Source organism: Actinomyces sp. (assembly GCF_030524025.1).
GTDB lineage: Bacteria > Actinomycetota > Actinomycetes > Actinomycetales > Actinomycetaceae > Actinomyces.
On sequence record NZ_JAUNHI010000017.1, the window covers coordinates 1 to 22,740 of the forward strand.

20 protein-coding genes and 1 riboswitch are annotated in these 22,740 nt (G+C 69.0%); of the genes, 6 read left to right on the forward strand and 14 right to left on the reverse strand.

What is annotated here, in order from left to right:
• Positions 1-143: 143 nt before the first annotated feature.
• Entirely contained in the window at positions 144-917 is a 774-nt protein-coding gene (locus tag Q4C85_RS07595) for a hypothetical protein (protein WP_303141036.1), read from the reverse strand.
• A complete protein-coding gene (locus tag Q4C85_RS07600) occupies positions 914-1,105 on the reverse strand; it encodes a hypothetical protein (RefSeq protein ID WP_303141037.1) in 192 nt (63 codons plus the stop codon). The genes Q4C85_RS07595 and Q4C85_RS07600 overlap by 4 nt, the downstream gene beginning before the upstream one ends.
• Before the next feature lie 314 nt (positions 1,106-1,419).
• On the opposite strand from Q4C85_RS07600, the gene upp reads away from it, so the two are divergent.
• Positions 1,420-2,058 carry a uracil phosphoribosyltransferase gene (gene upp, locus Q4C85_RS07605; protein WP_303141038.1) on the forward strand — a complete coding sequence of 213 codons (639 nt, stop codon included), beginning with the start codon at positions 1,420-1,422 and terminating at the stop codon, positions 2,056-2,058.
• A 360-nt stretch (positions 2,059-2,418) separates the two neighbouring features.
• Entirely contained in the window at positions 2,419-2,988 is a 570-nt protein-coding gene (locus Q4C85_RS07610) for a hypothetical protein (protein ID WP_303141039.1), read from the forward strand.
• Between the two features lie 132 nt (positions 2,989-3,120).
• Here Q4C85_RS07610 and Q4C85_RS07615 read toward each other — a convergent pair whose 3' ends face one another.
• The 3 genes from Q4C85_RS07615 to Q4C85_RS07625 all read right to left on the reverse strand — a co-directional run bounded on the left by Q4C85_RS07615 (position 3,121) and on the right by Q4C85_RS07625 (position 5,836).
• Positions 3,121-3,975 carry a MetQ/NlpA family ABC transporter substrate-binding protein gene (locus Q4C85_RS07615; RefSeq protein WP_303141090.1) on the reverse strand — a complete coding sequence of 285 codons (855 nt, stop codon included), beginning with the start codon at positions 3,973-3,975 and terminating at the stop codon, positions 3,121-3,123.
• 83 nt (positions 3,976-4,058) lie between these two features.
• Positions 4,059-4,784 (reverse strand): methionine ABC transporter permease, encoded by a 726-nt coding sequence (locus Q4C85_RS07620; RefSeq protein WP_303141040.1) that lies wholly within the window; start codon positions 4,782-4,784, stop codon positions 4,059-4,061.
• Positions 4,781-5,836, reverse strand: a complete 1,056-nt coding sequence (locus tag Q4C85_RS07625; RefSeq protein ID WP_303141091.1) for a methionine ABC transporter ATP-binding protein — start codon at positions 5,834-5,836, stop codon at positions 4,781-4,783. The genes Q4C85_RS07620 and Q4C85_RS07625 overlap by 4 nt, the downstream gene beginning before the upstream one ends.
• Positions 5,837-5,850: 14 nt before the next feature.
• Positions 5,851-5,941: riboswitch (SAM riboswitch) on the reverse strand.
• Between the two features lie 149 nt (positions 5,942-6,090).
• Between Q4C85_RS07625 and Q4C85_RS07630 the strand changes: the two genes are divergently transcribed.
• Positions 6,091-7,200 (forward strand): alpha/beta hydrolase, encoded by a 1,110-nt coding sequence (locus Q4C85_RS07630; protein ID WP_303141041.1) that lies wholly within the window; start codon positions 6,091-6,093, stop codon positions 7,198-7,200.
• 41 nt (positions 7,201-7,241) lie between these two features.
• On the opposite strand, the gene Q4C85_RS07635 is transcribed toward Q4C85_RS07630, so the two are convergent.
• The 9 genes from Q4C85_RS07635 to Q4C85_RS07675 form a co-directional block, all read right to left on the reverse strand.
• Positions 7,242-7,856 carry a low molecular weight protein-tyrosine-phosphatase gene (locus Q4C85_RS07635; protein ID WP_368501430.1) on the reverse strand — a complete coding sequence of 205 codons (615 nt, stop codon included), beginning with the start codon at positions 7,854-7,856 and terminating at the stop codon, positions 7,242-7,244.
• Positions 7,857-8,038: 182 nt separating this feature from the next.
• Complete coding sequence (locus tag Q4C85_RS07640; RefSeq protein ID WP_303141042.1) at positions 8,039-10,411, reverse strand: DUF5979 domain-containing protein; 2,373 nt, start codon at positions 10,409-10,411, stop codon at positions 8,039-8,041.
• Positions 10,412-10,681: 270 nt separating this feature from the next.
• The gene (locus Q4C85_RS07645) at positions 10,682-12,046 is read right to left on the reverse strand and encodes an amidohydrolase (RefSeq protein ID WP_303141044.1); all 1,365 of its coding nucleotides are present in this window, start codon (positions 12,044-12,046) and stop codon (positions 10,682-10,684) included.
• Between the two features lie 90 nt (positions 12,047-12,136).
• On the reverse strand, positions 12,137-12,949 hold the full coding sequence (locus tag Q4C85_RS07650) for a hypothetical protein (protein WP_303141046.1): 813 nt from the start codon (positions 12,947-12,949) through the stop codon (positions 12,137-12,139).
• A gap of 715 nt (positions 12,950-13,664) precedes the next feature.
• Positions 13,665-15,092 carry an LssY C-terminal domain-containing protein gene (locus Q4C85_RS07655; protein ID WP_303141048.1) on the reverse strand — a complete coding sequence of 476 codons (1,428 nt, stop codon included), beginning with the start codon at positions 15,090-15,092 and terminating at the stop codon, positions 13,665-13,667.
• A 304-nt stretch (positions 15,093-15,396) separates the two neighbouring features.
• A complete protein-coding gene (gene nrdF, locus Q4C85_RS07660; protein ID WP_303141049.1) occupies positions 15,397-16,371 on the reverse strand; it encodes a class 1b ribonucleoside-diphosphate reductase subunit beta in 975 nt (324 codons plus the stop codon).
• A gap of 105 nt (positions 16,372-16,476) precedes the next feature.
• Positions 16,477-16,686: a hypothetical protein gene (locus tag Q4C85_RS07665; RefSeq protein ID WP_303141051.1), complete on the reverse strand. Its 210-nt coding sequence runs from the start codon at positions 16,684-16,686 to the stop codon at positions 16,477-16,479.
• Positions 16,671-16,826, reverse strand: coding sequence for a hypothetical protein (locus Q4C85_RS07670; protein WP_303141053.1), 156 nt, complete (start codon positions 16,824-16,826; stop codon positions 16,671-16,673). The genes Q4C85_RS07665 and Q4C85_RS07670 overlap by 16 nt, the downstream gene beginning before the upstream one ends.
• A gap of 469 nt (positions 16,827-17,295) precedes the next feature.
• A complete protein-coding gene (locus tag Q4C85_RS07675; protein WP_303141054.1) occupies positions 17,296-18,738 on the reverse strand; it encodes a sugar porter family MFS transporter in 1,443 nt (480 codons plus the stop codon).
• 457 nt (positions 18,739-19,195) lie between these two features.
• Here Q4C85_RS07675 and Q4C85_RS07680 point away from each other — a divergent pair, with 457 nt between their 5' ends.
• From Q4C85_RS07680 to Q4C85_RS07690, 3 genes are read left to right on the forward strand one after another with little or no spacing between them, the layout of a single operon-like run.
• On the forward strand, positions 19,196-19,972 hold the full coding sequence (locus Q4C85_RS07680) for an SDR family oxidoreductase (protein WP_303141055.1): 777 nt from the start codon (positions 19,196-19,198) through the stop codon (positions 19,970-19,972).
• A complete protein-coding gene (gene nhaA / locus Q4C85_RS07685; protein WP_303141057.1) occupies positions 19,972-21,873 on the forward strand; it encodes a Na+/H+ antiporter NhaA in 1,902 nt (633 codons plus the stop codon). Before Q4C85_RS07680 ends, nhaA begins: the two co-directional genes overlap by 1 nt.
• A complete protein-coding gene (locus Q4C85_RS07690; RefSeq protein WP_303141059.1) occupies positions 21,870-22,586 on the forward strand; it encodes an SDR family oxidoreductase in 717 nt (238 codons plus the stop codon). The genes nhaA and Q4C85_RS07690 overlap by 4 nt, the downstream gene beginning before the upstream one ends.
• Positions 22,587-22,740: the final 154 nt, after the last annotated feature.

Sequence of the window (22,740 nt, forward strand, 5' to 3'; positions counted from 1 at the left end):
TGAGTCCGGGGCTGCGTCGGTCAAAGCGGGGATCTGCGGTGATTCCGGGGCCGACGCCCCCGGAATCACCGCAAGGCCCCGGTATCAACTACCGGGCCCCGGACTCACCCACCGAGCCCCGGAATCAATCATCGAGCGGGGTCCTAGCGGCTCTGGGACAGCAGCCACTCGTGCACGCCACCGGCCAGGTAGGCGCGGTACCAGGTGAAAATGTGTTCGGTCGAGGCCGACGGCACCGACAGCGGCGGGGTGACACTGCCCTCGGCGTAGCTGACCAGGTTGATGTCCTTGCCCTGGGCGTATAGCTCGCTCGTGGCCTGGTCGTACTCGACGCTGCTCCAACGGCCGTCCCAGATGTCGGTGGCGTAGTCGACGCCCACCCCATCCAGGTACTCCTTGAACGTGTCCATGGCCGGCCCGGCCTTCTCATCGCCGAGGCTCGCGATCCAGGTCATCTTGGTGCCGGCCGGCTTCTGCATGGCCGTCGGGTCCCACTGGCCGGTCACGTAGTACGACGCCGCGAAGTAGTCCGGGTGGGCGATGTTGAGCGCCATGGAGGCCATCGACCCCATCGACTGCCCCGTGGTGTAGATCCGGTTGTCGTCCAGGCTGTACTCCTGCTTGAGGGAGTCGATGAGGGGGATCACCAGCTCGCCCTGGCCGGTCAGCTCGAAGTCGTCATTGGCAATGACCTCGCTGAACTGGGGCGCCAGCACGAAGGCCTGCTCGAAGGACTGAACCTCCTCGGAGGCCCACACATCGGCACCGATGCCCTGCTCGAGCGTGTAGGTCGAGTCGTCGGAGACCGATGCGGAGTCGTGCATGAACAGCACCAGCGGGTCGCTCTTGGAGGGATCAAAGTCCTCCGGGACGTACAAGTTGTACGTTGAGGACTGCCCATCGGACTCAAATGTCAATGTGTCGAATTTGCCCTTGTTGCGTTGATGATGCTGGTCAGTTCAGATGGCTTGAACATGAGCTGCCAGTAGCCGGTGTAGAACCCGCACCGACCAGCGCCACGCTCAGCACCCCGGCAACCCCAGGCGACGATCTTCTTGACATTCCGCTTCTTCTTCGGTTTGGGGGCCTGCACCTCGTCGCTCATCGCGCTCCTTCAGTAGTCCCGCGGGGTTCCGCTATACCGGATTGTCACACGACCTCCGGTCAGCAACGCATCAACTCATCGCGCGCGTCGGATGCGGTGGCGGCACTCAGAGGACGCGACGGCAGAACATTGCGGACGATTCTACACAGGTATTGCACAGGTGTTCTTGTCGCCACCCAATGACCGACGCCGCGCCCGGCGCGCCGACTGCCGGGTGCATCCTCACGCGGGGCGGCGAGCCTGGCCGGGGCCGGTTCCCGGGCACACCGCACGGGTACCGGCCACCGGGGCGGGCTCTGCTCTACCCTGTGCGCATGCGCCTGCACGTTGCCGACCACCCTCTGATCGACCACAAGCTCTCCGTCCTGCGCGACGAGAGGACGCCCTCGGCCGTTTTCCGCCAGCTCGTCGACGAGCTCGTCACCCTCCTGGCCTACGAGGCCACGCGGGAGGTGCGCACCGAGGCCGTCGAGATCACCACCCCCGTCGCGGTGGCCCAGAGCCGTCGGCTCGCCGAGCCCCGACCGATCGTCGTGCCGATCCTGCGCGCCGGTCTGGGGATGCTTGAGGGCATGACCCGGCTGCTGCCCACCGCCGAGGTGGGCTTCCTGGGGATGAAGCGCGACGAGGACACCCTCGAGGTCGAGACCTACGCCAACCGTCTGCCCGACGACCTCTCCGGGCGCCAGTGCTTCGTCGTCGACCCGATGCTCGCCACGGGGCACACCCTCGTGGCCGCGATCAACTACCTGTTGGAGCGCGGCGCCCGGGACGTGACCGCCATCTGTCTCATCGCCGCCCCCGAGGGCATCGCGACCCTTGAGGCCGCGGTCGGCGAGCGGGCCAACGTCACCGTGGTCACCGCCGCGCAGGACCTGCGGCTCAACGAGCACGCCTATATCGTCCCGGGCCTGGGCGACGCAGGGGACCGGCTCTACGGCATCGTCGACTGATCGTCCGGCGCGCGGGCCGCTGCGCCGCGCGGGCCGCGACGATCGAGGCGAACGCCCAGATGCTGGCGACCGATGGCTACGTGTTCAGCCTGACCGGTTCCGGGGCCGCCTCCACGCTGAGCGCCTACCAATCGCCTGGATCGTGAGGACCTGCGCTCCGGGTACAAGCCGGGGTCGGACTCCGAGCTGTGGACAACGCGCCTGCCGAGCTCCTTCACGGACATCACCGAGGGTTGGCGGGCGCCGAGGTCGCCGCTCAACATCCTCGTCCTGGAGCGCGAGTCACAGCACTACACCATCGTCGGAGGCGAGGGGGCCATCAACATCGACAGCGGCGAGCCCGTCCCCCTGACCGTGCCCATGGACGATCTCGCCTTCTACGTCGTGGCCGCGGCGACCGACGGCTGGGCGGTGCTCGCTCGCGACGACTCGGGCAACGAGCACCTCTACGCCTACGAGCCCGCAGGCGGCGAGCCGATCGATGACTACGCCCCGAACTGGTCCTTCTCGGAGAACCAGTCCGTCGCCTACACGCCCAGGCCGCGGACCTTGGCGGAATTCAAGGCACTGTGGGTCGATTCGGACACCTCGACGATCCTGGCCCTCGGGACGACCGACTCCGAGGGCTGCTATCAGTCGATCGAGGTCCTGGGCGCCAGCACGATCGAGATGCCCCAGCTGAACACGGCCAACGGCTCGTGCCTCCAGACCACGGATTTCAGCACCGACCCGAAGGTGATGACCGTCGGCACCTCGGATCCGACGACCCTGCGCTCCTTCAACCTCATGTATGACACGACCAGCGGGGAGCAGATCACCTTCGAGGGCCTGGACCCCGCCGCCGGGGCAGTGTTCCTCCTGGTCGGCACCACCTCTGCCGTGGGTTACGACCCGACCACCGGCCGCCTCATCGGCTACCGGCCCGCCTGAGGACGACCCGCCGGTGCCGGAGCACCGCTCCGGTGCGACGGCGGTATGCGGGACTGCCGGTGCGCCGCCGGGCGCGAGGGGCGCTCGGCGCCGCACCGGCAGGGTCAGGTGTGGCGGTCGGAGAGCCGACGGTCAGAAGGCGGGCAGGACCGCCCCGTTGGTCCACTCCTGCTCGATGAAGGTGCGCAGCTCCTCGGAGTTGAGCAGGCCGGCCAGGGCGACGAGGTGCTTGTTGTCCTTGTCCGCGGTGCGCACGACGAGCTGGTTGGCGTAGGGCGACTCGCCGGCCTCCTCGAGCAGCAGGGCGTCCTCGTTGGGGTTGAGGCCGTTGTCGAGGGCGTAGTTGCCGTTGATGACGGCGGCCTCCGCGTCGGCCATCGAGCTGTAGACCTGGGCGCCATCCACGGTGGGGAAGTCGAGGTTCTTCGGGTTAGAGGTGATGTCGTCGGTGGTGGGCATCTCAACGGACTCATCGAGCTCGATGAGTCCGCCGGAGGCGAGGAGCCTCAGGCCCCGGGCGGTGTTGGCCGGGTCGTCGTTGAGGATGACCTTGCCGCCGTCGGCGATCTCGTCGATGGAGGTGTAGCCCTTGTCGGTGTACACGCCCATGGGCTCGATGTGGACGTCGGCAATGGCGGTGAAGTCGTAGCCCAGCTCGTCGATCTGCTGGGCGAGGTAGTTGGGGGTCTGGAAGAAGTTGGCGGCCAGGGAGCCGTCGTCGAGGCCGATGTTGGGCGTCCGGTAGTCGTTGAGCTCGACGATGTCGAGGCTGATCCCGGCGTCGGCGGCGAGGTTCTCCTGGACCCAGTTGAGGATGGTGACGTGGGGGACCGGGCTGGCACCGATGGAGATGGTGGCGACCTCGCCGTCGACGGTCAGGCCGTCGACTCCACCGTCGGAGGACGAGCCGCAGGCCGCCAGGGTCATCGCGATGGCCGAGCCCAGGCCACCGGCGAGCGCGGTGCGACGGGACAAGCGGAGGGACAGGCTCTGGGACATTGGTGTTTCCTTTCAGTGGTGCCCGGCGGGCCGGGCGGCGGGGCTGCGGGGGGGGGCGCGTCGGCGGTGGCTCAGCGGTGGTCGACCAGCCGGCTGAGCAGGTCTCCGAGGACCTGGATGACACCGACGAGCAGGACGATGAGGATGACGGAGACCACCATGACGTCACCCATGTTGCGCTCGTAGCCGTACTGGACGGCGAGGTTGCCCAGGCCTCCACCGCCAACGGTGCCCGCCATGGCGGAGTATCCCAGGAGGGCGATGAGGGTGACGGTGGCCGACTGGATGAGGACGGGCAGAGCCTCTCGCACAAGCACCCCCCAGGTGATCTGGGAGGTCGAGGCGCCCATCATGAGGGCGGCCTCGATCTTGCCCCGGTCGACGTCGTTGACGGCGGTCTCGACCAGCCGGGCGTAGAAGGGGATGGCACCGATGGTCAGGGGGACGCAGGCCGCCTGCCAGCCCAGGGAGGTTCCCACGAGGAGGCGGGTCAGCGACATGATCGCAACCATGAGGACAATGAAGGGCATGGAGCGGCCCAGGTTGACGACCTGGGACAGGACGCCGTAGACCGCCCAGTTGCGGTGGGCGCCCCGCTTGCCGGTGGTGACCAGGGCCAGGCCGAGCAGGAGCCCGAGGACGATGGTGAGGCTGCCCGAGACGAGCAGCATGAGGAGGGTCTCGACGATGGCGGGCCCGACGTTGTCGGTCAGGTACTTGTTGTCGAGCCACCGCTCCTTGTCGGCGCCCGCGATGACGGGCAGGGCGGATGTGGCCAGGGATGTCAGGGCGTTCATGCGCGCTCCTCCACGGTCACGCCCGCCTCGCGCAGGACGGCGACGGCGTCGCCGGCGCGCGAGTAGGGGATGGACAGGGCCAGCCGGCCGACCTGGGCCGTGCCGAGGGTCTCGAAGACGCCGCCTGCGACGTCGGCGCCCTGCTCGGCCGCCAGTGCCATGACGCGGGCCGCGGCGGGCTGCCCGGGGTGGGCGGTCAGCGCCACGTCGAGGACGACGTGCCCGGGGGCCAGCGAGCCCGGCGGGACGTCGGGGAGGGGCACGAGCTCGTGGGACAGGCGCGAGCCGACGTCGGAGACGACCTGCTCGATCGGGCCGGACTCGACGACGCGGCCGGAGTCCAGGAGGCTGACGGAGTCGCAGATCTGGCGCACGACGCTCATCTCGTGGGTGATGATGACGACGGTGACGCCGAGCCGGTCGCGCACATCGCGGATGAGCTCGAGGATCGAGCGGGTGGTGTCGGGGTCCAGGGCGCTGGTCGGCTCATCGCACAGCAGGACCGCGGGCTGGTCGGCCAGGGCACGGGCGATGCCGACGCGCTGCTTCTGTCCGCCGGAGAGCTGGGCGGGGTAGGAGTCGCCGCGGTCGCCCAGGCCGACGAGCTCGAGCATGCGCGCAACCGTCTCGTGCCTCGAACCGCGAGGTACCCCGGCCAGGGCGAGCGGGTAGGCGACGTTCTGGGCCGTTGTGCGGGAGTCGAGGAGGTTGGCGTGCTGGAACACCATGCCGATGGCGCGGCGGGCCTCGCGCAGCTCCCCGGGGCGCAGGGAGGTCATGTCCTGGCCGGCCACCTTGACCGTGCCACTGGTCGGTTGCTCGAGGGCGGTCAGGCAGCGCACGAGGGTCGACTTGCCCGCACCGGAGGTGCCGACGACGCCGTGGATCGCGCCCGCGGGCACGTCGAGGGTGAGGCCGTCCAGGGCGCGCACCGTCGTGCCGTTGCGCAGCTCGTAGACCTTGTGGACGTCGTGCAGGGAGATCATCGGGCCCGTCGCCTCGGGGGCGTCGGGGCCCTCGGCGGGGGTGCCCGCCCCGGCGGGTGCTGGCAGTGCGCTCACTCGTCCCTCCATCGGTCCTGGCGGAAGCACCCTCACCGCGATCGGGGGTTGCTGCAACGTCGATGAGCCAGGTCTCTCAGTTGCTCTGGATGGTCAGGCACACCGTACGGTCCGGCGCGCCCGTCCGGCAACATGGGAGTGGCGCGCTGGGATGAAGGTCACGATGGTCGTCGGGGCCGCGTGGGGCCGAAGGGGATGCGATGCCTAACCGGCTCGGATGCCCGGCGTCGTGCCACAATGCGCCGGTGAACGACACGCCCTCCCCAGAGCCCCGGCTGACAACCGATCTTCTCGGTGAGCCGTGGGTGGCCCGTCGCCTGGAGGTCACGGAGTCGCCTGCGGCGCCGGGAGCCGACCACGCCGTGCTCGTCCACCAGCGCGGCGCAGTGCCCGCAGGCCACGGCCCCCGGCATCGTCGGGCCGTGCTCTACCTGCACGGACGCAACGACTACTTCTTCCAGACCTGGCTGGCAGAGGCCTTCCTGGACGCGGGATACGAGTTCTACGCCATGGAGTTGCGGGCATGCGGACGCGCCGGTGCTGGGCACCCCTCACCCCACGACGTGCGGGACCTGCGCGTCCACCATGAGGAGATCGCCGCCTGCCTCGACATCATCCGTCTCGAGCACGGTCACGAGCAGGTCGTCCTCAACGCGCACTCGACCGGCGGCCTGTCCGCTCTCATCTGGGCGAAAGACCACCCGGGAACGGTCGACGCCATCACCCTCAACTCGCCCTGGCTCGACCTCAACTCCTCGGCGTTGATGCGCTCCTACGGATCGGCCTATGTCGACCTCGTCTCCCGGATCGCCCCCGACCGGGTCATCGAGGACCCGGAGGAGGCCAAGGCCATGAGGGCTGCTGTGGCAGCGCAACAGGTCGGTGTCCGAGGCCATGCCCATGGCGGCGGGCTGGTGGCGTCATCGCCGGCGGGCACCGACCCCGGCCCGGTGGGGCTGGACCTCTACGCCCGTTCGCTCCATGAGCGGTGGGGTGGTCCTTGGAGCTGGGACCTCGCGCTCAAGCCCTCTCCCGCCTTCCCCGTATGCGCAGCCTTCCTGGCCGGGATCCGTCGTCTGCAGCGGGAGGTCCACCACGGCTTGGGCCTGGAGGTTCCGGTCCTCGTGTGCTGCTCGACGCGCTCGTGCTCCCACGCGGCCACGGCTGAGGAGGCACGGCATGCCGACGTGGTGCTGTCGGTCCGTCAGATCGTGAGTCGCTCGGCGCACCTGGGCACTGACGTCACGGTGGTCCAGATCCCCGACGGCGTGCATGACCTGGCCCTGTCGCTGCCGCCCGCCTGCCAGGAGTACCTCGCGGTGCTCACTGGCTGGCTCGATGCGCGCCTGGGTTGAGGCGCCGCCCCCGTGCGGCCCGCGACCGTCCTGGCAGAGCCTCAGCCCTCGCCGGTCGCGGGCGTCATGCCTCCCACTTCCGCGAGCGCCGGAGCCAGGGCGTCGCAGACCCGTTCGACAACCTCGAGCGTGTCCTCGAAGTCGCTCATCGTTCCGTACCAGGGGTCCTGCACATCGAGGGCCCCTTCGCCCACCTGCGCCGGGGCTTGCGGGTCGAGCTCCCGAAACATGCGTACGCGTGTCTCATCACTGCCCAGCGCGCGGAGGCGACGGCACAGCTCGACCTCATGCGCCCTGGTCATCGCCAGGAGGAGGTCGGCCTCCTTGAGCTCGGAGTCTGTGATACGGGATGCGCGGTGCCCGCGGATCGAGGCGGCTACGGAACGGCTCGCCTCGTCGGCGCCCTCGCCGTAGCCGTGCGCATGCAGCACCTGCCGGGCTCGGGGGTCAATGGGGTGGCCGTGCTCCTCCGCCGAGACGCCCGCCGAGGTCACGCGCACTGCGGTCCCGGCACCCGACCCGGCCAAGCGATCGATGAGGACGATCTGTGCCATGGCTGACCGGCAGATGTTGCCGGTGCACACCATGACCACCGTGTAGGGGGCGCAGGCGTCCTGAGGCGGCGGGAGGGAGGGGATCACGGCTGCGGTACTCACGGCACCAGGCTCCCCCACCTGTGCCTTCCCTTCAAGGCGTCCCACGGCTCGACCATGATTCTGCTGCCGCTCATGCCGTTGTGCGCAGTGGTGGAGCACGCTGCGGACAACGCGGTGACCGGGCGGCCGAGGATTCTCGGCCGCCCGGTCACATGGTCCGCCCGGTGGCGTCGCTCGGGTGATCAGCCCCGGCGGCGGCGCAGGAGCATCACGCCACCGGCCAGTGCGGCCGCGGCGGCGACCAGCGGGGCGACCACGAATGCGCCCGTGCGAGCCAGCGAGGAGGTCGTCCGGGAGGACGTCCTCGGAGGCGTTCCGTTCGACGGACTGCTCGCCGACGCCACCGGAGCAGGCGTCCCGCTCTCCGAGGGATCCGCCGAAGCAGACGGGCTTGCCGACTCACTGGCCGAGGGCTCCTCCGAGGGAGACTCAGACGGCTCCACCGACGGCTCCTCCGACGGGCTCGCCGAGGGCGTGGGAATGGGCGTGTAGGTGTTGGTCACCGTCACCGCGGGGGTGGAGTCCTTGACGATGGTGACAGACTCCTGGGACCAGCTCGTCGTCACCGTGTAGCCATCGCGCTCGGCGGTGGCTGCGTCCTCGCTAAGCACGCAGGTGGTCCCCGCGGGGAGGGTCGGCCCGGAGACGGCGCTCCCGCCCATGGTGAGGACCAGGGATCCGCTCGTGGACGTGGGGTCGTCGCACTGATAGTTGACCGTCACGGTTCCCGGGTCTGTCCCAGTGAAGTCACCATCGATCACCTTGGCCACACTGAAGGTGCCAGAGTCCCGGGTGTAGGTGTTGGTCGCCGTCAGCGCAGTGGTCTGGTTCGCGACGACCTGCACGGTCATCTCCGGGTGGACGACGACCGAGTAGCCGTCACGGGCCGCCGAGGCCTCGTCCTCAATGATCGTGCAGAAGGAGCCCGCCGTGATCTTCTGGGACGGCGCTGAGGTCTGCCCGCCCTCCACAGTCAGCGTGCCGCTCGTGGAGTCGCTGCAGGAGTAGGAGAAGGTGTAGACCGTTCCAGTGAAGTCTCCATCGCCGGCCAGCTCCTTGGTGATGGTGAAGTCGCCTTCCTCAACAGGAGCCGTGTCAGCAGAGTTGCGCAGGATCACGGCTGTGGAGGTCTGCTCCTTCACCGTCAGCGTGTTGGTGGTCTCACTGCCCACCGTGAAGACGGGTGTCCCCCAGACCACGCCGTCGGGTGTGGTCGACGCTGTCGCGGTGTCCTCACGGAGAGTGAGGACGGTACCGGTGGGGAAGGTTCCCGTGTAGGGCGTCATCTCCCCGGAGGTCACCGTCATCGTCGTCGAGCCGCTCTTGCGGTCAGCGTTGACTGTGCCTGGCGGGGTCCAGCCGGCATAGGTGTCCACCGTGGCGCCGCTGGGCAGCACGTAGTCCACCGTCACCTCGAAGGTGGTTCCGGCTGGGACCTGCGTGGCCTGATCGCCCGTGAGGAGCTTGGTGACTCCCATTCCTCCAAACCCGGGAGCCATCTCGACAGTGATGGCGAAGGAGCGCGTATAGTACGCGGAGTATGAGTCCTCCAGGCTGGTTCCGGACACTGCGACCTTGTTGGTGTACTCCACGCCTGGCTGGACGGTGCCGTTGTCGCTGGTGGGATTGGTGCTGTAGTAGATGTGGTAGTTCGTGTCAGGAGCGAAGGGGCCGGTGACCGTGACTGTCGCGGCGTTCCCATTGATCTGGACAGCGATGTCGAAGTCTCCCTCGCTCTTGTCCTGATCCGCGCCGGTGGCGTCCGTGACCTGCCCGTGGTAGTAGTTCCGACCCAACGCGTTGCCGATGACCAGCCGCCACTTCGACATGTCAGTGGAGTACGTCTGCCCCGGGGAGAGCTCGTCCGTGAAGGTGATGGTCGAACGAGTGGTGCCGTCAACGGCGAGGCTGGAGCCCGCGTTCTCCAAGGCCTGCTTGACCTGCGACGAGCCGAAGGTGACCTCCCACGTGACTTCTGTGGAGGTGCTCGTCACCGGGTAGGCCCACTTGCTGAGCCATTGCTCAGAGTAGGGCATGCCAATATTCTCGCCGATCTTTCCCCCGGGGATCGCGACCGGTGTGTCCTGACCATTGGCGTTGATGGTCACCGTCGACTGGTCTGTGGTCTGTGCGGCCCTGAGGATGGAGGAGCCGGAGCCCTGCAGGCTGCTGAATCCCTGGGCCTTCAGGGCGTCGAGCTCGTCGTTGAAGGTGCAGGTGATCGTCTCAGCGTCCATGACGCACGAGCCAATGGTGTGTGTGGCACCATTGTTTGTCACCGTCATGTCCTCGGTGATGGACTCGCGGTTCTGCAGCTCGGCCGGCAGGGTGATCTGAAAAGAGTCCCCGCTGGAGACATTGGCGTTCCTGGCGTCCCAGGTGAAGGACAGCTTGAGGATGTCTTCGACCCTGATATTGGTATCCGTGGGGTCCTCGACGCCATGCGAGTCAGAAGCGACTAGCGAGAGGTTGGAAACAACGATGCCAGGGTTGTTCGCGGCGCGGGCCGCGATCGGCAGGGCTGTTAGCAGGGCTGCCAGCAGCGCCACGAGCACAGTGGCGACGCCTACTCTGCGAGGAAGGGCGGCACCACTGCGGGAAGTGGGGAGGAGAGTCACAGCGAACCTTTCGCACTCACACATATATGGTTGGAACTGATCCTCTGAAGCCTAGAGTAGTTTCTGGAGGCACCTCAATGCCTACGGCCCCCATTTCCGGTCACGAATCCGTCTCGATTCGACCGTGTTCCTTCCGAGATCTGAGGCACATGGCAGGCTGTGCTTGCGGCGTGTGACACGTCGCGGTCGCCGCATCCGGCACGGCACTCATTCCCGCCAGAGCCCCTCGACGTCGATCACACCTCCACTGGCCTCGAAGTCCCGGCGGACCGCGCGCCGCAGCCCGGGGTCGTGCAACCAGTCGAGGGTGACTGCGGCCAGCCCGTAGGCGCCGTCGACCGCGGCGGCGTCCCCCGTGGGGGACGCGGAGGCGTCCGCCATCTCACGCGTGTGCAGGGCGACGTCGGGACTGGCGGTCACGCAGATAAGCGGATGGATCCCGGGCACGCGCTGCGAGACGTTGCCGAAGTCAGTGCCGGCGGCGATCGTCTCGGTCAGCACGCCGAGAGGCAGGGGCTCGCGGCCCCGCTCACGCTGGGAGCGGACCCAGGCGGCCAGCAGCGGACCGTTGGAGCGCACGGGCATCTCGTTGGTGTGAGGGTCGGTGCGGATCTCCACGCCGGTACCGGTCATGAGGGCGGCACCGCGCAGGACGTCCTCGACCCGGCTGACCAGGTCCTTGAGGGTCTCGGGGTACTTCGAGCGCGCGAACAGGCCCAGCTCGGCGCGCTCGGGAATGATGTTGGCGACCCGACCGCCGTCGCGCACGACGGCGTGAAGGCGGTCCATGGGCAGGATCTGCTGGCGGAGCAGCCCGATGCCGGTCAGGGCCAGGGTGGCGGCATCGAGGGCGTTGCGCCCCATGAAGGGCTGGGAGGAGGCGTGTGCCGGCACCCCCGTGTAGACCACGGTGAGGCGGCGCACGCCGAGCCAGGTCTGGTCGGCCACGTCGCGAGCGTAGGCGTGGGTCTGGATGGCCGCTTCGACGCCGTCGAGCATGCCGCGGACGGAGAGGATCTCTTTGGCGGTGGAGTTCTCCTCAGCGGGGGTGGTCTGGAGGACGACCCGGCCGGGCACCGCGGCGGGGTCAGTGCGGGCCATGGCCGCCAGGGCGAGGAACGCCCCCACGGAGTTGGCGCACATGACGTTGTGCCCGCAGCCGTGGCCGATGCCGGGCAGCGCGTCGTACTCGGCGAGGATGGCGATGGTGGGGGCGTCGTCCTCGGATGCGCCGATCTGGGCGCGCAGGGCGGTGTCCATGCCGTAGACCCCGGTCTCGGAGGCGATTCCGTGGGCGTGCAGCAGCTCGGCGACGGCGGCCACGGCGTGGTGCTCCTCGTAGCCGATCTCGGGGCGGGCGTGGATGTCCTGGGACAGGGCGATCATCTGATCGGCCAGGTCGGAGACGACGGCGGACAGGCGGGCACGCAGGGCGGCCGGGGCGCCGGCGTCCTCGGGCAGGGCGGGGGCGGGCGCGGTGGTGGCTGCGCGAGCGGCGGTTTCTTGGGCCATCCGGTCTTGGACGGCGCGGCTGGGGGTGGTGGGGCGGCTGAGATCTCGCGTCTCTCCCATGGGTCCATCATGCCCGCATGGGGAGGGGTTGGGGGAGCAGCGCTCTTCCGGCGATCCGGCCCCGGCTGCGTGCCCGCGCCGCGGCCAGTGTCACCGGCGGGCGCTCGCCGACTCGGGCAGCACGGCCGAGCACCCCAGAGCGAAAGGGAAGCCGGGCTTGAGGATGCAGTCGACCACCGGCCGGGCCATGTCGACCAGGCTGCCGATGTCCAGCCCCTCCTGGTTCTCGGGGGTGCCCACGAGCAGGCTCGTGTAGGGGACGTCGAGGTCGAGCAGAGTCATCCGGTCGGCGCGCACGGCCCCGCTCCAGGAGCCGGCGGCGCTCATGTCGAGCAGGGTGCCCAGGTGGAAGTGCATGACGCCGTCGGTGTCCGCCTCGGCGGGCACCGACAGGAGGTGGTGGGGCTCGGGGTCGCGCGGGGCACGCAGGGTGAACAGCAGGATCGCCCCGTCCCGGGCGGCGCGCAGCATGAGCCGGGCGATGTGCACGGCGAAGCCGGTGGTGTCGAACTCGCCGGCCATCGCCTCCTCCACACTCAGGGGCGCCGACAGTGGGATCGGGACGCCGTCGCCCGGGTCGTTGATGGCGCGTTTGCCCGCAGGGCCGACGGCGCGCAGACGCAGGACGGGCCCAGAGGCCGCCTCGACGAGGGTGCCGACCTCGACGACTTCTCCCCAGCCCTCGGGGGCCGCCGACGGACCCGGCTCGCTCTCGACTAGGCCCAGCCCGAGAACCTCCGACAGGTCGGTGCCCACGGGGGTGCGGTGCCAGGTGATCTCGGTGCCCTCGTGCCACAGGGGGACGATGCCGTTGAAGGGCACGCCGAACCGGACCTGCTCGGAGGCCGCCTCGTGGCGCCCGCGGCGCGGCGCGGCCGCATGGCGCCCGGTGTGCTCACTCATGCACCCAGCCTACGAGGCGCGGGCGGCCACCGCTCCCCGCTGACGACGGCGTGGCACCTCGCGTCCTCGGGGTCGAGTGCGCCTGCGCCAGCCACCTCCCACCCTCAACGGGTGACTCACGGGCGACGCGGCCGAGCGGTAGTCGGCAGCCCGTTGGCTCAACTCAGGCTCCTGAGCCGCTGGATGGACAGCATCAGCGACGACCTGAGTCGCACGCTTATCGAGGTCATCCGAGGAAGTGACGTGCTGCTCACTGGAGTTCTGACTCACCAGTGTGCGAGAGCATCCGGCCTCAAAGGTGCCTCCGTGCGGCATAGAATCGTCGTCGCAGCAAGTCCTACATTGGTGCCGCCGGCATCGGACTGGGCGCCGTTCACCATTCAAACCGGGTATCCTTTAGACAATGGTCCCGTCATTGTGCCGGACGATCGAGAGATCATGGCGATGCTCGACGGGGGGAGGCCGTGCGTCTATATCGGCTTCGGCAGCGTGACCGGGGCCAGCGACCAACTGGCAAGAAGGTTGGACGACAGCGTCATGCAGGTTGCCGAGAGAAATCAGATCAGGATCATCACGCCTGCACGTACGGATTCACCTCCGGGCAGAGTGTCGGAGCACGTCCTCCGTATCGGCGAAGTCGACCACCGGTGGCTGTTTCCGCGGGTCGATGGCATCGTTCACCACGGCGGTGCGGGAACGACAACCACGGGGCTGGTCAGCATCGCGTCGCGGTCTTGTCCTCTGCTGCCGGCCGGTCGGCATGCTCAGCGTGCGGCTGAGCCCGCCTCGCCGCACGTTCCTCCTTGCGCGCCCGTTCCCACTGGTGGCAGGGGCGGGCGCTGATCGCCAGCAGAGCGAGGACGCCGAGCGCCGATGAGACGACGAGGCGGATGGTTGTCTGCCGCACCCCCAGTGCCGCGACCTGCGACATGTCGGTCAGCACGGACACAGTGAGCACCCCCATGAGTACGATGCGGCTGCGCGGGTGACCGTGCCAGACGGCGACCCCCAGCCCGGCGATGGCCAGGGCGGCGATCGTCGTCGTCGCGGCCACGATCCCGTAGGGGATCTCCGTGCCGTAAGGCTCGGCTGCGATCTCGGGGTCCAGGGCCATGGTGCGCAGGACGTCGCCGCGGAAGGCCTCGACGGCGTTGACCACCGTGAGCAGGCCGAGGAGTACGAGTGAGATGACGAGCGCGGCCGGCCGCCTCCGCCCTGCGGCGACGTCAGCTCGCCGGGCGCGCAGGAGGTCCTCCTGGGGCCCGGGAACCACCTCGTGGACGTCGAGCACGTAGAGGTCGCCGTCGGTGACGACCCGGTCCCCTCCACCGTTCTTGTCGTGGTAGGAGGTGAAGAAGTCGTTCCAGATCTCGAGGGTGGCGGCAGGGTTGGCCCAGAGGACGTCGTCGACGACGTAGTTGCGCTCGACGTCGATGTCGGCGTCGATCTTGTGGGTCACCTGGAGGGTCAGCGCGCTCAGGCCCACCGAGCGGTCGTAGGTGGCGGCGGCGAGCCAGTCGACGCGCCGGCCGCCGGGCAGGACCCACGCGTCGGGCGTGTGCCAGAAGCGGATGTGGTGTCGCTGCGCGGGGTTGCCTGCGACCTCCTTCTGGTAGGCGAAGTCCTGTCCGCGGCCGAACAGTTGGAGGGTGGAGACCGGGGCGGCGGGGTAGGAGCGGCGCAGCACGGAGGAGACGACGATTCCCCACGATGAGCGCAGGGAGATGGGGTCGGCACGCACCCATCCGGCCGCCGTCATCGCCTCATGGATGTCCTCCTCATACCCCTGCACTGCGAGGTTGACCGGATCGCCCAGGAGTCCGTCGGGGGTGCGGGTACGCCCGATGAAGTAGTCCGGAACGTAGAGCCAGGTGAGGACCTGGTGGAGGCGAGGCAGCGCGAGGTAGGCCAGGACCGCCCAGAACAGGAGGCTGAAGACGACGGCGCGCGGCTGCAGGTGCCATCCCGAGCCGAGCAGGACCCAGGCGAGCCAGAGGGTAAGGAGCGCTGAGACCGCGAAGAACAACGCGTCGGCGACGTCGTCGACGCCCCAGGTGCGAGCTTCCGCCTCACCGACCTTGTCAGAGCCTCGCGTGTAGACAGGGGGCGCGGTCGGGCGTGGTCGGGTGGGAGACCTGGTCATGGACGCCACGTTAGCGCCGCCCGGCGGCACGACAGAACGACCCTGACCTCCGCCCTGGCTCCGCGGGCCCGGGCATGCCCCTCATGCTGCTCGCCGTCGCACTCGCAGGTTCCTGCGCCGTCAGGCTGCGTCGATAGCGCCTCGCCGGCGCATACCCAGTATGCCGCCCGGACCACCAGGACGCCCTCGGACCAGCGGAGCACGAGCGGGCTGCACGATCCCAGATCGAGGTAGCCGTGCAGCCGGCCCTGTCCCATGCCTCCCACTCCAGGAGCGGGAGGCATGGGACAGGGCGTCCCGGGACTCAGAAGTCCCAGTCCTCGTCCTGTGTGGCCTCAGCCGTTCCGATCACGTAGGAGGAGCCCGAGCCGGAGAAGAAGTCGTGATTCTCATCGGCATTGGGTGACAATGAGGCGAGGATCGCCGGGTTGACGTCGGTGGCGTCGGCCGGGAAGAGAGCCTCATAGCCCAGGTTCATCAGTGCCTTGTTCGCGTTGTAGCGCAGGAACTTCTTGACATCCTCGGTCAGCCCCAGCTCATCATAGAGGTCCTCGGTGTACTGCTCCTCGTTGTCGTACAGCTCCATGAGCAGCTCGAAGGTATAGTCCTTGAGCTCGTCCTGGCGCCGCTGACTCGACTCACGCACCGCCAACTGGTACTTATAGCCGATGTAGTAACCGTGGACGGCCTCGTCACGGATGATGAGCCGGATGAGGTCCGCGGTGTTGGTCAGTTTTGCGTGGCTCGACCAGTACATGGGGGCATAGAAACCCGAGTAGAACAGGAAGGACTCCAGCATCGTCGAGGCGACCTTGCGCTTCTCGGGGTCATCGCCCCGGTAGTAGTCCAGGATGATGCGCGCCTTGCGCTGGAGGTGCTCGTTCTCCTCCGACCAGCGGAAGGCCTTATCGATCTCAGCGGTCGAGATGAGCGTCGAGAAGATCGAGGAGTAGGAGCGGGCGTGCACCGACTCCATGAACGCGATGTTGGTGAGCACCGCCTCCTCGTGAGGCGTACGGGCGTCGGGGATCAGCGAGACCGCGCCGACAGTCCCCTGGATCGTGTCGAGCAGCGTCAGCCCCGTGAACACCCTCGTCGTCATGTTCTTCTCGGCGTCGGTGAGGGTCGACCAGGACTGGACGTCATTGGACAGCGGCACCTTCTCCGGCAGCCAGAAATTACCGGTCAGACGGTCCCAGACCTCCAGGTCCTTGTCGTCGACGAGGCGGTTCCAGTTGATCGCCTGGACGCGGTCGACCAGCTTGATCGGCTCGTGCATGGCTTCCTCCAGTACGGGGTCAGTGTCCGCCTCATGCTACCGACGACGGCGCCAGCCGGCTGCGACGACCCAGTCACGTGTCCCACAACCGGACGGGCCGGGACCTCAACGCCCCGCCTGACGCAGGATCTCCGCCGCCAGCTCCTGGCCCGCCGCATCCTCCCCCGCCGGAGCCAGAACCCCGTCCACACAGGCGAAGGAGGGCTCCCTCGCCAAGGCCTCGTAGACACCGTTGGGCCAGATCTTGCTGTCATGATGGGACAGGAGGAGCGTTGACACCCCGAAGGACGCGCAGTCGGTCAGCGCCCGGACCACAGGAACCCCCTCGTCGCAGTCACCTCCGTCTGCTGGTCGGCAGACAAGCCACCGACCATGACGACCACCCCGCCGTCCTCAGGTGACTCGGTGATCTCGATCTGCCCGTCGTCGTCAACCCCGCGTGCCGATGCGATCACCTGTTCCACAAGCCGCCCACTCAAGGCGCCTTCCGTCTGAGTCGAGACTCAGCACCTGCCATCCACCCATGCCGAAGAACTGGGCCGTATCCGGCCCGGTCAGTTCGGTGATCGCTGCGGGAACCGCGGTCACCTCACCGTGCCCAACGAACACCCCCCCTACCGTCGACGAAGATCGTCTTGGCCCTCCCGCTCCAGCACAGTCCTACCACGACCTCCGTGCGAATCTCCTCTGGATCGCGATCAGGGCCCATCGTATATTCTGTCGTCGGATATCAGAATTCAGCGGAACGTTCACTGTCAGGGCTCACGGCACAAGAATACCCCGAACCGACCGCCTCACCACTCGGACGGGAGCGTGGCCATCTTGTCGACACCGGTGCCCTGTTCCAGGGCGATCGTGATGGCGGGCCGTCAGCACCACTCGTGACGACCCGCCAGGGACTCGCCCGCGGCACAGCGGACCTGCTCACCGCTTGACAGCGAGGTTCTCCATGTCCTCGAGCTCCCTGCCCTTGGTCTCGGGAACCTTGAGGAAGACGAAGACGAGGGAGGCCAGGGCACACACCGCGTAGAACCCGTAGGCGAAGGTCAGGCCGATGTCGGAGAAGACCGGGAAGGTGGTCGAGATGAAGAAGTTCGCCACCCACTGAGCCGCCGCCGCGACCGCCAGGGCCCCGGCACGGATGCGGTTGGGGAACATCTCGCCCAGCAACACCCAGACCAGCGGCCCCCAGGTCGCACCGAAGGCGACGACGAACAGGTTGGCGGCCACCAGGGCGATCGGAGCCCAGGGGGAGTCGAGCGTGACCTCATCGCCGTGGACCGTGGCGAAGGAGAAGGCCAGGGCCATGAGCCCCAGCGACAGCGTCATGAACACCGACCCCACGAGCAGCATGGGACGGCGCCCCACCCTGTCGACCAGGAGGATCGCCACGATGGTGACCACAATGTTGGTCACCGAGGTGATGACCGTGATCTTGAGGGCGTCGGACTCCTGGAAACCGATCGTGCGCCACAGGGTCGTGGAGTAGTAGAAGATGACGTTGATGCCCACGAACTGCTGGAAGACCGACAGCAGGATGCCGATCCACACGATGGGCTTGAGGCCCAGCCGCGGCCCGAGCAGGTCCTTGAAGGACTCGCGCTTCTCGGAGTCGATGGTCGCGCGGATCTCCTCGATCTTGAGGTTGACGTTGACGATGCCGGTGAAGTCGTACAGCACCTGGGAGGCCTTGTCGTAGTCCCCCCTGGCCACAAGGAACCGCGGAGACTCCGGCAGGCGGAAGGCGAACAGGCCGTAGATGACCGCGGGCACGGCCTCAGCCATGAACATCCACCGCCACGCCGCCAGCCCCATCCACAGCGTCTCGGCCGCACCCCCGGCGATCCCGGCGAACCAGGAGTCCGAGAGCAGCGCCGTGAAGATGCCGGTGACGATCGCCAGCTGCTGAAGCGAGCCGAGGCGGCCGCGCACCGATGCCGGGGAGACCTCGGCGATGTAGGCCGGCGCGATCACCGAGGCGGCGCCCACCCCCAGGCCACCGACGACCCGCCAGATGATGAAGTCGACGATGTGGAAGGCCAGGCCGGATCCCAGCGCGGAGACGACGAAGAGCACGGCCGCGATGAGCATGACCGGGACACGGCCCATGCGGTTGGCCACCGGTCCGGCGAACCAGGCCCCCAGGGCGCAGCCGATGAGGGCCGAGGACACGGCGAAGCCCTTGAGGAAGGCGTTGAGGGCGTAGTGGTCGGACAGGGCGTCCACCGCGCCGTTGATGACCGCGGTGTCGAAGCCGAAGAGGAAACCGCCCAGGGCGGCCGCCACGCAGATGCCGATGACGCGGGCGTTGAGCCGGCTCACGCCGGATGACGAGGGGGTCGGGGACGAGGACGAGTTGTCAGCCATAATGTGGTCCTGAAGTCGAGAGCGTCTCGCAGGTGATCGGGACGGTGAGCCGCCGTTGAGACGCAGCCCACACGCCCCCAAGGCTACGCACACCATGTCCTGCGCCACGCCGTTTTTCCAGAACCCGCTCCGCCGCCTGATGTCTTGCGGCGCCACGGTCTCCACATCAGCCATGACCGCTCATCCACGCGGTGAACGGTCGCGATCCCGACCGAGCCCCGGGCGGGGCGGTGGGACACTGTCGCCATGGAACCCGTGGTGCGCAGCGGCCCCCTCCAGGCACTGACCGACGAGCTGATCGAGCGCCTCGCGCGCCGGCACCGCACCGCGCCCCGACCCGGCACCCAGGGCGGAACGATCCTGTCATCGCCGACTGGTACATTGCCCGGGTCAGTGCGCGGCGCGCCACGAGGCGCCCGCACGACCCATGATGAGGCCGGATGAGGGAGGGGACACGATGGCACCCATCGATCTGAGCAACCGCACCGCGGTCGTCACCGGTGCGACCGGCGCCATCGGCTCGGCGGTCGTCCACGCCCTTGTCGAGGCGGGAGCCCAGGTCGGCCTCATCGCCCGCAACCGCCGTCGTCTCGAGCGCCTGCGGGCCCACCTGCCTGAGGACGCCCGCACCCTGTGCTGCCCCGCGGACGTCACCAGTGCCTTCGAGATCGTCGAGGCGCGAGACAAGATCCTGGACCGCCTCGGGCCGCCCGACCTGCTCGTCGTCGCCGCCGGCATCCGCCGGGCCGCCCCCTTCGAGGAGGCCATCCCGGCGGACTGGAACGCCATGCTCTCGGTCAACCTGCGCGGCACGCTCCAGGCGGTGCAGATCTTCGCCCCCGACATCCTGGCCGCCGGGGCGCGCGACGAGCCGGCCGACATCATCCTCCTGGGAACGGGCCCGGCCCGCGAGCGCCAGAAGGCCTACGCCGTCTTCTCCTCGCTGGGCACCTCCATCGGCCAGTTCGCCAAGCACCTGCGCGCCGAGTACGGGCCGCGCGGCGTGCGCGTCCACCACCTGGCCTGCCTGTTCACCGCCGGCAACTTCTTCGCCGAGTCCAACTTCGGCGCCGACCGCTCGACCAGCGACCACCACGACGTGCTCACCGACGAGCTCGCCGCCGAGGCGACCATCGAGACGGGCCGGGTCGCCGCCGAGGTCGCCTTCATGGCCTCCCTGCCCCCGCACGTCAACCTCGCCCGGGCCACCATCCGCCCGATCGGGAGCCGGTGATGAACCAGGCCCGCACCGCCGCCGCCGTGGCCCGCCTGCAAGCCGGCCTCGCCGCCTTCCGCGCCTCGGAGACCTCCGGCGCCCTCCTGCTCCTGGCCGCCACGGTCGTGGCGATCCTGTGGGCCAACCTGGGCGGCTCGTCCTACAGCGACTTCTGGCACACCGACCTCGCCCTGACCCTCGGGGACGCCGAGATCTCCATGTCGCTCCAGCACTGGATCAACGACGGCCTCATGATGATGTTCTTCTTCCTGGTCTCCCTGGAGGTCAAGCACGACTTCATCATGGGCGAGCTGAGCGACTGGCGGCACGCGAGCGTGCCGATGGTGGCCGCGGTCGCTGGCCTCGCCCTGCCGGCCGTGCTGTTCCTCGCGCTCAACGCCGGGGCCGAGGGCGCCGGGGCCTGGGGCGTCGTCATCTCCACCGACACCGCCTTCGTCGTGGGCCTCCTGGCGGTCTTCGGCGCGCGCCTGCCCCAACCGCTGCGGGCCTTCCTCGTGGCCCTGGCCGTTGTCGACGACGTCGGCGCCCTGCTCGTCATCGCCGTGGTCTACACCGAGTCGATCCGCATCGTGCCCCTTGTCGTCGTCGCGGTCACCGCGCTGGTGCTCTACCTGCTCCAGCAGGCCCGGCTGCACCGCACGGCGGTCTACATTGTGGCCGGGGCGGTGCTGTGGGTGGCCTTCCTGGCCTCCGGGGTGCACGCCACGATCGCGGGGGTCGTGCTCGGGCTCCTTCTGCCGGTCTTCCCGCCCGAGCGTGCCGAGGTGCTGCGCGCCGAGGAGCTGACCCAGGTCTTCCGCCGCACCCCCGTGGCCGCCACCGGCAACGCCGCGGTCGAGGGGATCCTGCGCTCGGTGTCGATCAACGAGCGTCTCCAGCTCGTCCTGGCCCCGACGGTCAACCTGCTGGTCGTGCCGATGTTCGCCCTGGCCAACGCGGGGGTGGTCATCACCGGACAGACCCTGCGCCACGCCTTCACCTCCCCGTTGACCTGGGGCATCATCGTGGGCCTCGTCGTGGGCAAGCACGCGGGCGTGCTCGGCGCGACCTGGCTGGCGACCCGGCTGCGCATCGGCGCGCTGGCCCCGGGACTGGGCTTCCGCCACATCGGCGCCGGGTCGATGCTGACCGGGATCGGCTTCACCATCTCCTTGTTCATCGTCGAGCTGGCCATCACCGATGAGGCGCTGAAGTCCGACGCCAGGATCGGGGTGCTGACCGCCTCGCTCATCGCCGCGGGACTGGGCATGGTCATGCTGGAGAGCACGGCCCGCTACGACGAGCAGCACGCCCCGGCCCGCAAGCACCTGACCCGTCCGGTCGACCCCGAGCGCGACCACATCGAGGGGCCGGTCGACGCCCCGCTCACCCTCGTGGAGTACGGCCGCCTGGGCGGCCTGGACGACGCCGACAAGGCCGAGGTCCTGCGCGAGGTGCGCGACCACTTCGGGCCCGAGCTGCGCTACGTCTTCCGGCACAACCCGGGGGAGGACCCGGCGGCGCTCCAGGCGGCTCTCGCCCTGGAGGCGGTGGCCGCGCAGAGCTATGAGCTCTTCGCCCCGATGAAACGCGAGCTGGAGCTGGCCACCCAGGACGAGGAGCTCGACGCGCGGATGCTGCGCCGGGTCGCCGTCGACGTCGGGGCGAACCTGCCGCGCCTGGAGGAGGCGGTGCGCCTGGGCATGCACGCCGTGCGGGTCTCCGACGACGCCGACGACGCGGGCACCCTGTGCCTGACCACCGCGCCCACCTTCTTCGTGGGCGAGGTCATCTACGACGGCCCGGTGGAGGCCGCCGACCTCATCGCCGCCCTCGAGGCGCTGCGCCCCGGCGACCCGTCCGACAGTGCCGAGCGCAGCGGCCGGCGCCGACGCCTCAGGGAGGGGCAGCAGACATGACAGCACGCAGCATCGTCGTGGCCGGGGGGTCCTCCGGGATCGGCCTGGCCGTGGCCCGACAGGCGCTGGCCGAGGGCTGGCGCACCATCGTCGTCGACCGGCAGGACCCGCTCGAGGACCTGGAGTCCCTCGGGGCACGCTTCGTGCGCTGCGACCTGCTCGATGTCGGCACCGCCCGCACCGCACTGGAGGGGATCGCCCAGGACGAGGCCGGGCTCGACGCGCTCGTCGTCAGCGCGGGCGGGGCGATGAACGGCCACTTCGCGCTGCGGGACGCCGAGGTCCTCGTCGAGGAGTTCTCCACCGACACCCACACCGTGCTGCGGGCGGTGCGCTACCTGCTGCCCGCGCTGCAGGAGGGCGCCCAGGCCCACGGGGTCTCCGACGTCGTGGTCATCGGGTCGATCGCTGGGAGCACCGCCTTCGAGGAGGCCGTCGTCTACGGCGCCGCGGCGGCAGCCCGCCACGCCCTGGGCGAGCAGCTGCGCGTCGAGCTGCGCGGGGACAGGGTGCGCGCGCGGACCATTGCCACCGGGTACGTCGAGACACCGTTGACCGCCCGACGCTCGATCCCCGCGGTCACCGACCACATCGCCCTGGCGCCGCTGACCGCCCAGGACGTGGCCGCCGTCGTGCACCACTGCCTCAACACGCCCCAGGACGTCAACGTTCACGACATGGTCCTCGTCCCGACCTACCAGGGCTGGGCCTGAGGATCCTCTCCCCCGCCCGACCTACCAGGGCCGGGCCCAACAGCTCACTCCCCCGCCCGACACGAGGCGCCCCCCTAGCCCCGGGTGTCATATGTCCCGATCTCGGGGTGTCATATGTCCCGATCTCGCGGTGGAGGGCGGGGTGGAGTGCACT

Excerpts from the sequence above, each read along its gene's own strand:
- Q4C85_RS07600 (WP_303141037.1), bottom strand. The coding sequence starts at position 1,105 with ATGAGCGACGAGGTGCAGGCCCCCAAACCGAAGAAGAAGCGGAATGTC.
- upp (WP_303141038.1), top strand. The coding sequence starts at position 1,420 with ATGCGCCTGCACGTTGCCGACCACCCTCTGATCGACCACAAGCTCTCC.
- Q4C85_RS07610 (WP_303141039.1), top strand. The coding sequence starts at position 2,419 with ATGGACGATCTCGCCTTCTACGTCGTGGCCGCGGCGACCGACGGCTGG.
- Q4C85_RS07620 (WP_303141040.1), bottom strand. The coding sequence starts at position 4,784 with ATGAACGCCCTGACATCCCTGGCCACATCCGCCCTGCCCGTCATCGCG.
- Q4C85_RS07645 (WP_303141044.1), bottom strand. The coding sequence starts at position 12,046 with ATGGGAGAGACGCGAGATCTCAGCCGCCCCACCACCCCCAGCCGCGCC.
- Q4C85_RS07650 (WP_303141046.1), bottom strand. The coding sequence starts at position 12,949 with ATGAGTGAGCACACCGGGCGCCATGCGGCCGCGCCGCGCCGCGGGCGC.
- Q4C85_RS07655 (WP_303141048.1), bottom strand. The coding sequence starts at position 15,092 with ATGACCAGGTCTCCCACCCGACCACGCCCGACCGCGCCCCCTGTCTAC.
- nrdF (WP_303141049.1), bottom strand. The coding sequence starts at position 16,371 with ATGCACGAGCCGATCAAGCTGGTCGACCGCGTCCAGGCGATCAACTGG.
- Q4C85_RS07675 (WP_303141054.1), bottom strand. The coding sequence starts at position 18,738 with ATGGCTGACAACTCGTCCTCGTCCCCGACCCCCTCGTCATCCGGCGTG.
- Q4C85_RS07680 (WP_303141055.1), top strand. The coding sequence starts at position 19,196 with ATGGCACCCATCGATCTGAGCAACCGCACCGCGGTCGTCACCGGTGCG.
- nhaA (WP_303141057.1), top strand. The coding sequence starts at position 19,972 with ATGAACCAGGCCCGCACCGCCGCCGCCGTGGCCCGCCTGCAAGCCGGC.
- Q4C85_RS07690 (WP_303141059.1), top strand. The coding sequence starts at position 21,870 with ATGACAGCACGCAGCATCGTCGTGGCCGGGGGGTCCTCCGGGATCGGC.